Source organism: Eggerthella lenta DSM 2243 (genome assembly GCF_000024265.1).
Lineage (GTDB): Bacteria > Actinomycetota > Coriobacteriia > Coriobacteriales > Eggerthellaceae > Eggerthella > Eggerthella lenta.
In genome coordinates this window covers 1,855,989-1,871,226 of record NC_013204.1, presented here as the reverse complement: position 1 = coordinate 1,871,226, position 15,238 = coordinate 1,855,989, and the positions used below count along the sequence as shown (strand labels likewise).

The 15,238-nt window shown below is 62.8% G+C and carries 13 protein-coding genes and 1 tRNA gene; 3 read left to right on the top strand and 11 right to left on the bottom strand.

Annotation, left to right across the window (positions count from 1 at the left end; all coding sequences use genetic code 11):
• Position 1 precedes the first annotated feature (1 nt).
• The 6 genes from ELEN_RS07870 to ELEN_RS07845 form a co-directional block, all read right to left on the bottom strand.
• A complete protein-coding gene (locus ELEN_RS07870; RefSeq protein WP_015760640.1) occupies positions 2 to 739 on the bottom strand; it encodes an NADH-quinone oxidoreductase subunit C in 738 nt (245 codons plus the stop codon).
• Positions 736 to 1,179: an NADH-quinone oxidoreductase subunit B family protein gene (locus tag ELEN_RS07865; RefSeq protein ID WP_009306980.1), complete on the bottom strand. Its 444-nt coding sequence runs from the start codon at positions 1,177 to 1,179 to the stop codon at positions 736 to 738. Before ELEN_RS07865 ends, ELEN_RS07870 begins: the two co-directional genes overlap by 4 nt.
• A 13-nt stretch (positions 1,180 to 1,192) precedes the next feature.
• Positions 1,193 to 2,062 (bottom strand): complex I subunit 1 family protein, encoded by an 870-nt coding sequence (locus ELEN_RS07860; RefSeq protein WP_009306979.1) that lies wholly within the window; start codon positions 2,060 to 2,062, stop codon positions 1,193 to 1,195.
• 18 nt (positions 2,063 to 2,080) lie between these two features.
• On the bottom strand, positions 2,081 to 3,994 hold the full coding sequence (locus ELEN_RS07855; RefSeq protein ID WP_009306978.1) for an NADH-quinone oxidoreductase subunit 5 family protein: 1,914 nt from the start codon (positions 3,992 to 3,994) through the stop codon (positions 2,081 to 2,083).
• A gap of 283 nt (positions 3,995 to 4,277) precedes the next feature.
• On the bottom strand, positions 4,278 to 5,759 hold the full coding sequence (locus tag ELEN_RS07850) for an MATE family efflux transporter (protein ID WP_015760639.1): 1,482 nt from the start codon (positions 5,757 to 5,759) through the stop codon (positions 4,278 to 4,280).
• A 217-nt stretch (positions 5,760 to 5,976) separates the two neighbouring features.
• Entirely contained in the window at positions 5,977 to 7,563 is a 1,587-nt protein-coding gene (locus tag ELEN_RS07845) for a YfcC family protein (RefSeq protein WP_015760638.1), read from the bottom strand.
• 227 nt (positions 7,564 to 7,790) lie between these two features.
• Between ELEN_RS07845 and ELEN_RS07840 the strand changes: the two genes are divergently transcribed.
• The 3 genes from ELEN_RS07840 to ELEN_RS07830 all read left to right on the top strand — a co-directional run bounded on the left by ELEN_RS07840 (position 7,791) and on the right by ELEN_RS07830 (position 10,390).
• The gene (locus ELEN_RS07840) at positions 7,791 to 8,762 is read left to right on the top strand and encodes a helix-turn-helix transcriptional regulator (RefSeq protein ID WP_015760637.1); all 972 of its coding nucleotides are present in this window, start codon (positions 7,791 to 7,793) and stop codon (positions 8,760 to 8,762) included.
• Between the two features lie 88 nt (positions 8,763 to 8,850).
• The gene (locus ELEN_RS07835; RefSeq protein ID WP_009306974.1) at positions 8,851 to 9,342 is read left to right on the top strand and encodes an RNA polymerase sigma factor; all 492 of its coding nucleotides are present in this window, start codon (positions 8,851 to 8,853) and stop codon (positions 9,340 to 9,342) included.
• Positions 9,332 to 10,390, top strand: a complete 1,059-nt coding sequence (locus ELEN_RS07830) for a DUF4179 domain-containing protein (protein ID WP_015760636.1) — start codon at positions 9,332 to 9,334, stop codon at positions 10,388 to 10,390. The genes ELEN_RS07835 and ELEN_RS07830 overlap by 11 nt, the downstream gene beginning before the upstream one ends.
• Positions 10,391 to 10,481: 91 nt before the next feature.
• Here the strand turns inward: ELEN_RS07830 and ELEN_RS07825 are convergent, their stop codons facing one another.
• The 5 genes from ELEN_RS07825 to hemH all read right to left on the bottom strand — a co-directional run bounded on the left by ELEN_RS07825 (position 10,482) and on the right by hemH (position 15,176).
• The gene (locus ELEN_RS07825; RefSeq protein ID WP_009306972.1) at positions 10,482 to 10,733 is read right to left on the bottom strand and encodes a GlsB/YeaQ/YmgE family stress response membrane protein; all 252 of its coding nucleotides are present in this window, start codon (positions 10,731 to 10,733) and stop codon (positions 10,482 to 10,484) included.
• A gap of 321 nt (positions 10,734 to 11,054) precedes the next feature.
• Positions 11,055 to 12,317, bottom strand: a complete 1,263-nt coding sequence (locus ELEN_RS07820; protein ID WP_009608606.1) for a RidA family protein — start codon at positions 12,315 to 12,317, stop codon at positions 11,055 to 11,057.
• 393 nt (positions 12,318 to 12,710) lie between these two features.
• Positions 12,711 to 12,787 (bottom strand) — tRNA-Pro (locus tag ELEN_RS07815).
• A gap of 144 nt (positions 12,788 to 12,931) precedes the next feature.
• Entirely contained in the window at positions 12,932 to 14,152 is a 1,221-nt protein-coding gene (gene coaBC, locus ELEN_RS07810) for a bifunctional phosphopantothenoylcysteine decarboxylase/phosphopantothenate--cysteine ligase CoaBC (RefSeq protein ID WP_015760635.1), read from the bottom strand.
• Entirely contained in the window at positions 14,145 to 15,176 is a 1,032-nt protein-coding gene (gene hemH, locus ELEN_RS07805; RefSeq protein WP_015760634.1) for a ferrochelatase, read from the bottom strand. Before hemH ends, coaBC begins: the two co-directional genes overlap by 8 nt.
• Positions 15,177 to 15,238: the final 62 nt, after the last annotated feature.

Below are 15,238 nucleotides of genomic sequence, written 5' to 3'. Positions count from 1 at the left end.
GCTACTCACCTTCCTTTTCTGTTTCCGTCTTCGCCGCTTCGCGCGCGGCCTTGGCTTCCAAAGCGGCCTTCACCTTGGCTGCTTTCTCAGGGTCGAGGTTCGCGATCTTCTCATCGGCGGCCGCCTGCTTCGCCGCAGCCTCCTTCTTGGCCTTCGCGGCGATGGCCGCCTTGACGCGGGCGACCTTCTCGGGATCCACGCCGGCCAGGCGCGCGTCCAGGTCGTCGGAGCCCGAAGGCTTGATGACGTCGCCTGTCGGCTTGGACTTCGCCTCGGGATGGCTCGCCACGTACGAGGCCTCCGCGGCCTTCGCAGCGCGCTCCTTGGCGGCTTTCGCCTCGGCCACCTTCCTCGCCTTCTCGCGAGCCGCCTTCTGCTCCGGCGAGATGATGGTCATGGGCTCTTTCTGCGCGAGCGCGTAGAAGTTGCCGCCGAAGTCGATGGCGATGCCCTCGATGTCCACGCCGAACAGATCGTGCGCCTCGTTCTCGAACACGAACGCCGCCAGGAACTGATCGGTGACGCTGGGTACGGTCGTGCCCTTCTTCACGCCTTTGATCTCATGGTTCGTCAGCACGCCGTCCTTCATGAACGAGTACACGAGATCGATGCCTTCCTCGGTGTTCACGCACAGCATCTGCACGAAGCGCGCGCCTTCCGCCTTCTTTTCCGCTGCGAGCGCCGGCAGGCCCTCGATGGTGAGCGGGATGAATTCCGATTGCAGGGTCACGTTTCTCACGCCCCTTTCTTTTGCGCCTGCAGGGCTTTCGATTTTTCTTCCAGGATTCCGAGTCCCTGCACGACCGCATCGATGATGGCTTCGGGACGCACGGCGCAGCCGGGCGCGTACACGTCCACGGGGATGGCCTGGTCGACGCCGCCGATCACGTTGTAGCAGTCGTGGAAGATGCCGGCCGAGCATGCGCAGATGCCGCACGCGATGACCACCTTCGGCTCGACCATCTGGTTGTAGATCTCCTGGACCACGCCGATGTTCTGCTCGTTCACGCTGCCCGTGACGAGGAAGATGTCGGCGTGCTTGGGGTTGCCCGTGTTGATGATGCCGAAGCGCTCCACATCGAACCCGGGGCACAGCGCGGCCAGCACTTCGATGTCGCAGCCGTTGCAGCTGGAACCGTCGTAGTGGATGACCCACGGTGATTTGGTTGCATACGTCATAGGTGCAGCTCCTTTACAGGTAGGCCAAGAACGCGATGTTCACGCCGCCCGCGACGAGGGCCACGCCCCACGCCGATGCCAGCAGGGCCTGCCACTTCACGCGAGCGAAGTTGTTGTCGATCCAGATCTCAAGGAAGTACACGAGCACCACTACCACGAGCGCCAGCACGATGGACAGCGGGTTGCCCCAAAGGAAGAACAGCGCGGTCCAGCCGAGGAACAGCACGTTCTCGCACCAGTGCATGATCTCCACCTTCGCCAGCGTCTTGCCGCTCATCTCGGTGGTGATGCCCTTGACGATCTCCTGATGCGCATGATGCGAGTACGACAGGTCGAACGGCGACTTGCGCAGCTTGATGGTGAGCACGAACAAAAAGCCCAGGAATACGAGCCAGATATTGGTCACTACGGGCGCGTCGAGGAAGAACACGCCTGCGGAGTTGAAGGTTCCGGCCGCCATGTAGAACGCCACGGCCATGAACAGCACCATGGGCTCGTACGCCATGACCTGCAGCGTCTCGCGGTTCGCGCCGATCTCGGCGTACGGCGAGCGCGTGGAGTACGCGGCCACGATGAAGAACAGGCCCGACAGCGTGATCACGAACACGCTCATCAGCAGGTTGCCGCCGGAGAAGAAGATGCCGCCGGCGATGAGGGTGAACACGAGGGCGCACGTGATGTAGGTGCCCTCGGTGGAGTTCACCGACACGTTGTCCTTCTCGATGAGCTTGCGGACATCGTAGTACGGCTGCAACAGCGGGGGTCCCACGCGACCCTGCATACGAGCCGAGATCTTGCGGTCGAGACCGGCGAGCAGGCATCCCAGAACCGGCGCGACGATGGCGAAGACGAGGGTGCCGATAAGAGCGAAGAGCATTGTCATGTCAGATCACACCCTTTCCTAGAACAATCCCGGAACGCCCACGGCCGCCGCCGCGAATGCGATCACGATGATGACGGTGCAGCACGCGGTGCCGAACGGCGACAAGCGCTTCTCGCCGAAGATGCCCTCGAGGTACCAGTTGCGCGCCGATGCGGTGGACTCGCCCGACAGCGAGTTGGAGAACGTGCGCTCGGCGTTGTCGCGGCTCACGCCTGCCAGGTAGATGTCGACCTTCTTGGCCTTCGAGCGGCCGAGTCCGGCGAACAGAACCACGGCGATGAACGCCGACAGGATGGAGGCGATCCACAGGTTGGACGACGAGATGTCCTGGCCCACGGTGCCGAACACGCTGTAGATGTACGGTTCCACCACAGCCCACGAGATGATGGGCAGTCCAATGCAGCACAGGATGACGAGCACGGCCATGACCATGATGGCCACCCACTCGCTGGAATGCACCTTGGCCTCGACGTTCTCGGGACGAGCGGCGATGCCGGAAAGCTTGCCCAGCCACTTCGCCCAGAACATGAACGTGGCCGCGGAGCCGAACGCCAGAAGCACGATGAGCGCCACCTGACCGGTATCCGCGAAGGAGACGAGCGTGGCCCACTTGGCCAGCAGCATGCCGAACGGGGCGATGAACATGCACAGGATACCCAGCATCATGAAGCGGGCGAGACGCGGCATGCGCTCGAACAACAGGTCCATGTCCTCGATGTCGCGGCTGCCGATATGGTGCTCGGCGGTGCCGACGCACAGGAACAGCAGCGACTTCGCGATAGCGTGGAACAGCACGAGGAAGGCCGCGGCCCAGACCGCCTCGGGCGTGCCAACGCCCGCACAGGCCACGATCAAGCCGAGGTTCGCGATGGTGGAGTACGCCAGCACGCGCTTGGCGTTCGACTGCGAGATGGCCATGAACGAGCAGAACAAGAACGTGAGGCCGCCAACGAGGATGACCATGACGGACGGAACGGGACACGCCATCATGATGGGCGCCAGCTTGATGAGCAAGAAGACGCCCGCCTTCACCATGGTCGAAGAGTGCAGCAGCGCGGACGTGGGAGTGGGCGCCACCATGGCGCCGAGGAGCCACGTGTGGAACGGCATCTGCGCAGCCTTGGTGAGGCCGGCGAACGCGAGCGCCGTGACCGGCAGCACGACCATGCCGGGGTTGGCGATGCCGATCTGCAGGAACTCGAGGAACGACAGCGTGTTGAACTGGATGGCCATGACGTACAGAGCCGCCAGGAAGGCGATGCCGCCCAGCAGGTTCATGATGATCTGGCGGAAGGCGTTCTTGATGGCCTCCTCGGTACGGGTGAAGCCGATGAGGAGGAAGGAGCACACCGTGGTGATCTCCCAGCCGGTGAACAGCCACAGCATGTTGTTCGAGAACACGATGAGGAACATGGCCGCCAGAAAGACGAACATGAGGGCGAAGAACGTCGGCCGGCGGTCCTTCGCGCCTTCCGGCTCGTGCGCCTGGAAGTCTTCCATGTAACCGAGAGCGTACACGCAGATGCCGGAGCCGATGACGCCGATGATGAAAGCCATGAGCAGCGACAGCGAGTCGAGGTACAGCCCTTCGGTCACGAGGACGTCGTGGGCGAAACCGAACTCGAACACAAGCGAGCCGACCACCTGGACGGCTGCGAGCACGCAAGCCCACAGGTTCTTGTACTTGATGCCGAAGTACAAGATGGCGGCAGCGATGAGCACGCTGACGGCCATGCAGACGTAGTCGACCACCGGGGAGTAGAAATCATACGTTATCCACGGAGCTCCCAGATAGGACACGACGAGCCACACCGACGCTAACCCGATGACGAGCGCGGAGGCTCCCACAATCACGTTTCTCGCTCGGTTGTTGCGCACGACAAGCAGAACGCCGGCAACAACCAGCGGGAAAAGGATTAAAAACCCGAGCATAGCCACGTAGCTTCCCCCTTTACCTTTACCGATTGCACTTGAACAATAAAAGCGAGCGATATCGCCCGCCAGGCCACTCTACCAGAGAAAAGTAAACGGTCGGATGACATGGCCCCTCCGGAGGCGATTGCTCGGTAAAAGGGAGCCAACGGCGAACACGGATTCGATCAGCGGCGAGACGTTGAAGGCAAACGGTTTCGCATTGACGAGCCGCTTCTTCTCCGTTACCCGACCGTTATTTCATTGTGCACGCACACAAAACACGAGGGAACGGCTCGAGCCGCTAGGCTCGATGGAGGCCATTCGAGCCCTCCCCCGCTTCCGCAGCGCGCAGGCGCCGCCATTCGAAGGCGAGAAAACCGCTTACGATGAGCGTGGATGTTATATCGGATATCGAGGGCGCCAGCCACACGCTCTCAAGCGCCGTGATGGGCAGCACCTGCGGCAGAACGAGCGGGCAGAACACGAGCAGCGGAATAAGGAACAGGATCTGGCGCGTGAGCGTGAGCACGGTCGCTTTCGCCGCCTGGCCTGTGGCGTCGAAGTAGTTCGAGCCGATGGTCTGAATAGGCAGGATGGGAATGAACATGAGGTACAGCACAAGCGCCCAAGCCGTTTCCTTCATATATATCTCGGGCAAGCCGAACAAGTGCGCGTACAGGTCGGGTGCGAGGACGACCGTTGCCCACAAAGGCGTCGTGATGGCGATGCCCAGCACTATGGCCTGCACGAGCACGAGCTTCATGCGGCCGTAAGCGCGAGCGCCGTAGTTGTAGCCCACGATAGGTTGCGCCCCCATGGCGATGCCCATGGCCGGCATGAACGTGAACAGGCCTACGGCCGACAGCACGCGCATCACCGCAAGCGCTCCGTCCACGCCGAGCGCATCGGCGGCACCGTACAGCACCAACAGGTTGTTCTCTATCAAAGACGACACGGCGAAGCCCAGTTGCGTGACGCACGGAGCGATTCCGAGGGCGCAGACGCGCAGCGCGATGCGCGGGTCGAGCGACAGCGACGGACGGCGCAAAGGCATGGGTGAGCCCTTCTTGAGGAAGAACTGCATCACGAACAGAGCCGACAGCGCCCATGAGCACACGGTGGCCAGCCCGGCGCCGCGCATGCCGCCGTCGAGCACGATGATGAACAGGTAGCCCAGCACCACGTTCGCGCCCGTTCCGACGAGCATGGAGCCCAGCGCTCGGTTGGGGTGCCCTGCCGTGCGGATGAAGTTGTTCATGCCGAACGCGATGAACTGCAGCGGGCAGCCTGCCACGATCACCGTCATGAAGTCGAGCGCGAGCGGCAGCACGGAGCCGTCGGCGCCCGAGTAGCGAAGGATGGGCTCGAGCGCGAAGATGGCGATGCCCCACAGCACCGCCGTGGCGATCAGCAGCAGCACGAAGCTGTTGCCCATCACGCGTTCCGCCACGCCCTTCTTGCGCTCGCCCAGCTTGATCGCCGCCAGCGCGTTGCCGCCCACGCCCACGAGCATGGCCACGGCCACCATGGCCGTCATCATGGGATTCGCGACCGTGGTGGCGGCCAGGCCGTCGGCGCCTACCGCATGTCCCACGTATACCGCATCGATGACGTTGTACAGCATCTGCACGAGCATGCCCGCCACCGCCGGGATGGAGAACTCCAGAAGCAGCTTGAAGGTGCTCTCAGTGCCCAAACGGTCGATCTTCCGATCGCTTCTCGACTTCGGTGCGATCTCGGCGACGACGCCCTCGCCGTCCACAGCCTCTTCGGTTCCGTGCATGATTCTTCGCTCCATACGTGCGCGAGCATGCGGCCCGCCGCTCGGCGCCGCGCGAAGCGGGCCGTCGGATGGGCCGCATGCTCGATGGTTTCCCGGGTTGTCCCGGCAGACGGGCTTGCGGCGGAGCAGCCTGCGAGGGGCTCGACACCTGGCAAGGATCGGGTCATCCCGATCCTTGCCAGTATACGCAAGCCGCCTGCCGAGAACAACCAGCAGATCAGGCGGCGCCGTAGACGAGGACTTGGGCGACCAGCAGGATGCCGCCGAAGATGAGCACGAACAGCACCATAGGCCACACGAACTTGAGCCACTTGGAGTACTTCATGTCCAGCATCGTGAGCGTGGCCAGCACGAGGCCGGTGGGCGCGAGGTACAGCATGGCGTATTGGCCCCACTGGTAGGCGCACACCACCACCGAGCGCGGGATGCCCACGGTGTCGGCCAGCGGCGCCATGATAGGCATGGACAGCACGGCCAAACCCGACGACGACGGCACCACGAAGCCCAGCAGGAAGAAGATCAGCATCATGACCAGGATGAAGACAGGTCCGGTCATGCCATGCACGAGCCCCGACGACCAGAACAGCAGCGTGTCGGAGATGAGCCCCTGCTCCATGATCAGGTTGATGCCGCGCGCGAGCCCGATAATGAGCGACACGCCCACCAGGCTTGACGCTCCGTGGATGAACGCATCCACCACCTTCTTCTCGGCGATGCCCGACAGGAACATGATGATGATCGCGATGGCCAGGAACGAGGCTGCCATCTGCGGGAACCACCAGCCCTGGCTCACGACGCCCCACACCATGATGGGGAACGCCGCCACGAACAGCACGAGGATTGCCTTCTTCTTAAGCGTGAAGCCGGTCGCGCGCGCCTCCTTCGTCTCCCCCGCCTCCACGTTGTACAGTTTGGCGAACTTCTCGCGATCCTCGTAGGTGTAGGAGAACGCCGGGTTCGCCTTGATCTTGCGGCTGTACCAGTACAAATACGCGATGACCACGATGGCGCCCACGACGCATCCCGCGATACGCCATTCGATGCCCTGCGTGAAGTTCACGCCCGCGGCGTTCGAGGCGATGACCACCGAGAACGGATTGATGGTGGAGAACGTCGTGCCCATGGAACCTGCCAGGAAAATGGCGCCGACGCAGATGATGGAATCGTAGCCGAGCGCCAGGAATATAGGCACGAGGATGGGATAGAAGGCGACGGCCTCTTCTTCGAGACCGCACGTGGTTCCGCCGAGGACCATGAGGGCGCTCACGAGGAACACGAGTAGGAACTCATGGCCCTTCGTCTTCTTCGTGAGGGCCATGAGGCCCGACTCGAACGCGCCGCTCGCGTTCACCACGCCGATAAGGCCGCCCAGCACAAGGATGAACACCATGATGTCGGCGGCCTCCACCGTGCCCGACACCATGCTCACCGTGATGTCGGCGATGCCTTTGGGCTGCTGCTCCAGGCGCTCGTACGTGTTGGGAACCGAGATGGGCTTGGACAGCGCGCCCGAGGTGAACTGGTCGATCCCGATGTTCACGCCGATAGCATCGAGCGTCTCCTGCGTGGCGGGCTCTTCGCTCACCGCGCCCTGGGGGCTCGTGATCTGAAGCGTGCCCGCGTCGGCGTTGTACGCGAGCTTCGCGTACTGGCCCGCCGGCACGAACCATGTAGCCGCCACCGCGACGATGGTGAGCGCGAACAGGATGGTGAAGGCGGTGGGGAAGCTGAGCTTCCTCTTCTTCTTAGGCGGGCCTTCCTTGGGCGAGGCGGTGCTGGTGGGCAGTACGGCTTCCGTCGACATGCGCTTGTCCCCTTTCGTCTACCTTCGTCGTTTCGTTCGGCAGGTTCCGGACGTTGTCTTCATCGTGTCGCGCGAACGAGCGCGCGGGCAGTCCTAATCTGGTGGTAGGAGCGGGTGTATTTCGGGTGTAGAGCCGTTTGATCTGGCGCGTTGCGGCGAATCGTCTATACTGTTCGAGATGTGCGCCCGCTTGGGCGCGAGGCCGGCGACTGCGAACGAGGAAGCGCATGGATCTGGGACTGGGTCTTTTCTACTACACGCTCATCGTGCTTTTGGCCGTCATCCTAACGGCGGCGACGTGCCTCGCGTCGTACCTGGTGACGCGCAACAAGACCTACCGCTACGCGTTCGCCGGGTTCCTGTTCTACTTCTTCGATGTGGCGCTCGTGTTCCAGGACGATTTCCTCATGCAGCGAGCCTCCGACGCGTCCGTCTCGCCCTTCTTCATCGGCAGCCCTGTCGCTTCCGTCCTCGTCGGCGGCGGCGCGCTCATATCGTTCTGGCTCGTGCTGTGCGAGTATCTGGAGGAGGATAGGCCGGCGGTACGCTGGATCCCGGGTGCGGCGTTCGTGCTGGCAAGCTTCGCCGTGCTTCTGCTCGCGCCCGAGGGCAACGGCCAGATGTTCCTGTTCTACAGCATGCGCGAGGCCATGCTGTACGCGATGCTCGTCTACCTCGCCGCCCGCTACATCGGCACGCGCGACGACGTGTTACGGCTTCGCATGCGGCGCCATCGTGCTCTGTACGGCGCGCTATGGGCGCTCGTCACCTGCGTCCTGCTTGAGAACGTCGTGTTCCTGCTGGTCATCGACCCGCATGCGATCGCAGGTCAGAGGCTGCCCTTCTTCCCCGAGCGCAACTTCGCTGAGAACGCGCTCGTGCTGTGTTGCGGCTTCGCCGCCTGCACGAGCGCGTGGCGCAGCCTGTCGCTACGACGTACCGAACCGCCCACGCAGGGAGGCGCATCGCTCGAGACGTTCATCGACCAGAATCTCGCAGCCTACGCGGCCGCGCGACAGTTGTCGAAGCGCGAGGCCGAGGTGCTGCGACTCGTGCTGCTGGGCAAGGACAACCAGAACATCGCCACATCCATGCATCTTGCGCCGAGCACCGTCAAGGTGCACATACACCATATCCTCCAGAAGGCCGAGCGGGCTAACCGCAAGGAGCTTATCCAGGATTTTTGGGAATTCTCCTAGAAGATTCGCCCGCGCTGTCAGGATTCGCCCTGCTCGTTCGTATTGCAGGTGAAACGGCGTTGCCCGAAGAACGACAGGAACGGACTCTATGCGCAAACGACAACCCGATACCGAGGCGCAGCGGCTCGTGCAGACGTACGCCGACCTCATCCTGCGACTTGGCTACACGTATCTCAAATCCACGCACGACGCCGAAGACGTCTGCCAGAACGTGCTGATCAAGCTGCTGCAGACCGATCGCGCCTTCGAGAGCGCCGAGCACGAGCGCGCCTGGATCGTGCGCGCGACGGCGAACGCCTGCAAGGACGTGTTGCGCAGCGCGCGACGCCGCACGTCGGTGGCGCTCGACGCCGTCGCGGAGGCGGCCGCGCCCGAGGTTCCCGACAGCGCCGTACTCGAAGCGGTGATGGAGCTGTCGCAGCCGTTTCGGGAGGCCCTGTACCTGCACTACTACGAGGGCTACACCGCGCGCGAGATCGCGGACATGACGGGCGGCACCGAGGACGCCGTGGCGGCCCGCCTGAGCCGCGGACGCAAGAAGCTGCGCGCCCTGTTGGAAGGAGCGGACGATGATCGATGAATACAAGGAAGCCCTCGACGAGCTGCGGTTCTCGCCCGAGGCCAAGCGACGCATGGTGCAGCGCATCGAAGTTGCCGCCGTCGTAGAGCCCCTTCCCCGTCCGACACGGCGCTCGCGCGCCCTTGTGATAGCCGCAGCCGCAGCCGTGCTGGCCCTGGCAGTAGGCTGCACGGCGTATCTTGCAGGAGCGTTCGTGAGCTTGGAAGACTTCGCCGAGGATCTGTTTGGGGGCGCACCGTCGCAGACGGAGGTGATCGACAAGATCGGCCGCCCAATCGGCGCAAGTGCCGTTTCGAACGGTGTTGCGATCACAGCAGATGCGGTGATCGGCGACAACGAACACTGCGTTGCGGTGTTCAGTATCGCCCGAACCGACGGCATGCCGATCGAGGGCGTCGATACGATTTTGGACAAGTCGTTTACGACGGTCTTCACTGGTGCACAGCTGTTCAGAGTGGGAAACACCAAAGTAGGCCCGGAATACTGCTTCTACGACGCCGATCCTTCCGACAACTCCGTGCAATGCATCGTGAAGATGACTTCGTTCATAGGAGGCGACTCGTTCATAGGCAAGATCATGCACGTCGAACTAGGAGATTTGGCGACGGGAGAAATGACGGCAGACGGCAAAACCACTCTCCCGTCCCTCCAGACGGTCATCGAAGGATCTTGGGACATGAGCTTCCCGCTCAACTACGAGGACGCATCGATTGAACTGAGCGCCGGGCAAAGGACGAAGCTCGACGGCATCGACGTCGCAATCGACTCCGTAGTCCTCTCCCCCATCGCCATCGTGGTCGAATACACAGCAGACGAGCCACTCCTGACGAAAGATGAAGAAACGGGAAAGCGCAGAGGCTCCGCAGGCATCGACGTTCCCATAACGGTGAATCTGCGAAACGGCTCGTCTATCGACGTACCGTCTGTCGGCGCCATGAACGATGGAGGAGCCACCAAACGCCGCGCGGACCTTATGTTCGACAAGATCCTCGACCTCGACCAGGTGAAGTCCGTCACGGTCGGAGGCGTTGAAATCCCGATGCCGTGAAAAACGCGAAGCGGCCGGGAACGTTCGATCCCGGCCGCTTCGTCCCGAAAGAGGACCGCCGCCCCGCTTTCGGCTCGTGCGCACAACGTCGCTAGGCGCGCTTGCCGGTCAGCAGGTTGATGACGGCGATGAGAATGATCGAGCCTATCAACGCCACCAAGAACGACCAGAGGTTGAACCCGGTGAATCCCGCGGCGCCGAAGAAGCTCATGACGAAACCGCCGATCAGCGCACCGACGATGCCCGTCACGATGTTCTTGACGAGGCTGCCGTCCGTCTTCATGATCATGTTCGCGATCCAACCGGCCAAGCCGCCGATGATGATCCATACGATGATGCTCATAGCAGTTCCTTTCCTCGAAGCTCATAGGTGATGCTGACGAGGATAGACGAGCGTTGCGCTTAGAACAGCCTGACCAGAAAGCCGTATGCAGCCTGTAGTCGGTTGGATGCCGCCCCGTGAGCGGCGTGACGCCGACGGACATCATCATCGCTCCGAAAACACGCCTCAGCGCACGAGGCGTGTTTTCGGAGCGATGATGATGTCCAGGCAAGGGCAAGGTCGCGGCCACGAGGACTGCGCCGACGGAAGCATGTATTCTCGACGCAAAAAAAGGCTGGAGATCGATCTCCAGCCTTTTCGTTCATCCGATGCTCAGGCGAGCTACTTGATCGGCGGGGTGCCCTCGGCGTTGCCGAAGATGGCGTCGATCTGCACGAGCGCGTCCATGGGCAGCGCAGCGGTGCCGACGGCGCGGAACGCAGGGGTGCCGGTGAAGTAGCGGGCGCACACGTCCTCGACGGCAGCGAGGTCGTCGATGTTCTTCAGGTAGACGTTCACCTTGACGGCGTCTTCCATCACGTGGCCGACGTTCTCGATGATGGCCTTGATGTTCTTGCATGCCTGCTCGGCCTGCTCGGCAACGCCGCCAGCGACGAGCTTGCCCGACGCGGCGTCGACGCCCAGCTGCGCCGAGATGTTGTTGTAGTGCGAGAACGCGACGCTCTGCGAGGACAGCGGGCTCACCGGAGCAGCGTCCGTGTCGTTGGCCTCGATGATCAGGCCGTGACGGGCCTCCACTTCCTGCGGCGGGGTGCCGTCGCCGTGCGACACGACGGCCTCGATCTGCACGAGCGCGTGCATCGGCAGCTCGGCAACCTCGACCACGGTGCGGGCCGGCATGTAGGCCACGGCGCGGGCGATGCCCGAATCGGGGAAGAAGCGCGTGTACACTTCGTTCACGGCATCGATGTCGGAGAGGTTCTTCAGGAAGACGGTGACCTTCACGATGTCATCGAACGGGACGTCGATGCTCGTGAGGACAGCCTTGATGTTCTTGAGGCACTGAGCGGCCTGCTCGGCGACGCCGCCGACCACGATCTGGTTCGACACGGGGTCGATGGGGAGCTGAGCCGAGATGTTGTTGTAGTGCGAGAACGCCACGGTCTGCGTGGACAGGGCGTCGTAAGGAGCGTTGTGCGTGTTGTTCACGTACTTGACGAGGTCGCCGGCCTGGGGCTCGTTCGGGATGGTGCCCTCACCGTTGGTGATGAGCGCCTCCACCTGCACGAGCGCGTCCATGGGCAGCGCCGCAACAGCCATAACCGTGCGGGCAGGAAGATACGTGGTGAAGAAGGCGCGGTACACCTCGTCGACCACGTCCATGTCGCGGATGTCGCGCACGAAGACGGTGATCCTCGCGACGTCGTTCAGCGAGTGGTCGATGCTCTCGACGATGGCCTCGAGGTTCTCGAAGCACTGCTCGGCCTGCTCGAAGATGCCGCCCTCGACGATGGCGCCGGTCTCCGGGTCGATGGGGAGCTGAGCCGAGATGTTGTTGTAGTGCGAGAACGCCACGGTCTGCGCAAAACGGTCGTTCTGAGGGGCCTCGTCCGTGTTACGAGCCAATACTACGTTATCAGCCATTGATCGTATCCTCCTTTTGGGGGCTTCGCTGTACGCTCCTTAAGGAGCGCTCCGTATTCGGAGGGCTGTAGTATAACGTTTTGTGCAGATGCACAAAACGTTTACGCGAAGATTTCCAACCAACGGTAACGCACGCATCAGACCGCTCGCCGCCAATTTTGGAACCCCCTGCGCGCACCATGCAGAAAACAGAATCGTAAGGTGCGTTTCATGCAGGATTATCGCGCCTACCGTTCACCGATTGCTATCCGGCCTTCTCAGCGTTCGTCACACGATGACCACAAGTCGCCACGCATCCCATCGGAAGCGTCAACGCTTCCGATGGGATGCGTTCACGCCGCTGAGCATAAAAAAGCAGGCCACCGGTTTCTCCGATGACCTGCTCTAAGTTGCTGGTCGGGTTGACAGGATTTGAACCTGCGACCCCTTGACCCCCAGTCAAGTGCGCTACCAAACTGCGCCACAACCCGTTGTGCTCGCCCGGTTGCTCTTGCGAGCTTCCCAAACAGCGTTGACTATCTTAACGGTAACCTGCCGGCTTTGCAAGAAGAAATTTATATCTTCTTCAAGCCCGGGGAAAGCCGAAGGCGTTCAGCCCCGTCCATCGCACTTCGCTACGCCAGGAACTGCATGGCCTTGTTGAGAATCTCGTCGGCGAGACGGGTCTTGGACATGCGGGGAAGCTCCTCGACGTCCTGATCGTCCACGAACCATACCACGTTGTCGTCGGCACCGAACGCGCGACCGCCTCCCACTTCGTTAGCGACCACCAGATCGGCGTGCTTGGATACGAGCTTCTTCTCGGCGTTCGCCACCACGTCGTTCGTCTCGGCGGCGAAGCCCACCACCACCTGCTGCTCCTTGCGCTCGCCCAGCGTGGCCAGGATGTCCGGGTTCTCGACGAGGTCGATGGTGCCCAGCTCGGCGTCGGCGATGCCCTTCTTCAGCTTATGCCCGGCCGCCTCGCGCGGACGCATGTCCGCCACCGCTGCCGCGAAGATGGCGATGTCGGCGTCTTCGAAAGCGTCCTCGGCCGCCGCGAACATGTCGCGCGCCGTCTTCACGTGCACCATGTGCACGCCCTGCGGCGCCGCCAGCGACACGGGGCCCGAGATTAGCGTCACGTCGGCGCCGCGCAGGGCCGCCGCGCGCGCGAGGGCGTAGCCGGTCTTGCCGGAGGAGTGGTTCGAGATGTAGCGAACCGGGTCGATGGGCTCAACCGTGGGGCCCGCGGTGATCATGACACTGCGCCCGGCCAGGTCGCGCTTCACGCCCAGCTCGTCCAGCGTTGCCGACACGATGTCGTCCACCTCGGCCAACCGGCCCTTGCCGATGTCGCCGCACGCCAGGTAGCCGTCGCCTGCGTCGATGAAGCGCGCGCCGCGGATATGCAGCTTGCCTATGTTGTAGCGCGTGGCGCCGTTCTCGTACATGTTCACGTTCATGGCCGGCGCGATGACGAGCGGCGCGGTGGTGGCCAGCGCCGTGGTGGTCAAGAGATCGTCGGCGATGCCGTTCGCGATCTTCGCGATGACGTTCGCGGTGCACGGCGCGATGAGGAACACGTCGGCCTCCTGCGCGAGCGACACGTGGTGGATGGGGTCGGACGGGTCGTCGAACAGGCCCACGGCCACCGTCTCGTGCGTAAGCGCACGGAACGTCGTGGGTCCCACGAACTCGGTGGCATGCTCGGTCATGACCACCTTCACGCGCACGCCCGCTTTCTGCAGGCCCCGCACGATCTCGCACGATTTGTAGGCGGCGATGCACCCCGTCACGCCCAAAAGCACGGTCTTCTGCGCGGGGTTTGCCGCGCCTTCGTTCACATTAGTCATGAGAGCCCTCCTCTATATGCGGGCGCAGCACGTCGGAAAGCACTCGAAGGTGCGCGCGGCTGCGGTCGAGGCAGGGCACGTACGTGAAGCTTTCCTCACCGGGCGTGCGACCCGCCTGCTTGATCTGGTCGAAATAAAACGGCTTGAGCTCGTGGTCGATGTCGTAGAGCGTCTCCAAACAATCGACGGCGAAGTTCGGGCAGATGAAGAACACGCGTCCCACCCCGGTTTCCGCCCAGCGCGTCAGCACGTCGCGCGTGTACGGGGAGAGCCATTCGCGGCCCTTGTCGAAACGGCACTGGTAGCCGATGGTCCAGCGGTTGCGGTCGATGCCCAGCTCGCTGGCCACCTGCAAGCTGGTGGCGCCCGTCTGCAGCTCGTAGGTGTCCCCCGCCTCGATGTCCACGAGCGGGATGGAATGGTACGAGAACAGCACTTTATCGTCAGAGTCCACCTTGAAACCGGCATGCTCGATGGACGCAGCGATGGCGCGGATGTAGGTGGGGTCGTCGTGGTAGTTGTCGACGAAGTCGCACGGCACGTCCCAACGCGCCTTCTTGAGCGCGCGCTCCACGCTGTCGGACACCGAGCCGGTGGTCGAGTAGGCGCTTTGCGGGTACAGCGGAAGCACGATGAGACGCGTGCAGCCCGCGCCCTTGAGCTCGCGCACGCAATCGAGCACCGACGGGTCGCTGTAGCTCATGGCGCAGCGCACCGCAACGTCCAGCCCCTCGTCCTCGAACGCGGCCCCCAGGCCGGCCTCCAGCTTCTGATGGGCGATGGTGAACGGCGATCCTTCGTCGGTCCAGATCTTCTGGTATTTCTCGGCAGACGCGCGTCCCCGCTTCGGGAGGATGAACAGATGAAGGACGAACCACCATCCTGCCCGGTTCATCGGCGCGATACGCTTGTCCATCAAGAACTTGGCGAGATATTTCCGCACGGCGCGGGGCTTGGGCACGGCAGGCGTGCCGGTGTTCACTAGGAGCACCCCCGAGCGCTTCCCCTCTGGCACGATGTTCATCACCTTCCCGCGGAGTAGACATGACGAAACGGTTGAATTCCGCCCTGGAAAATCTGTTATAG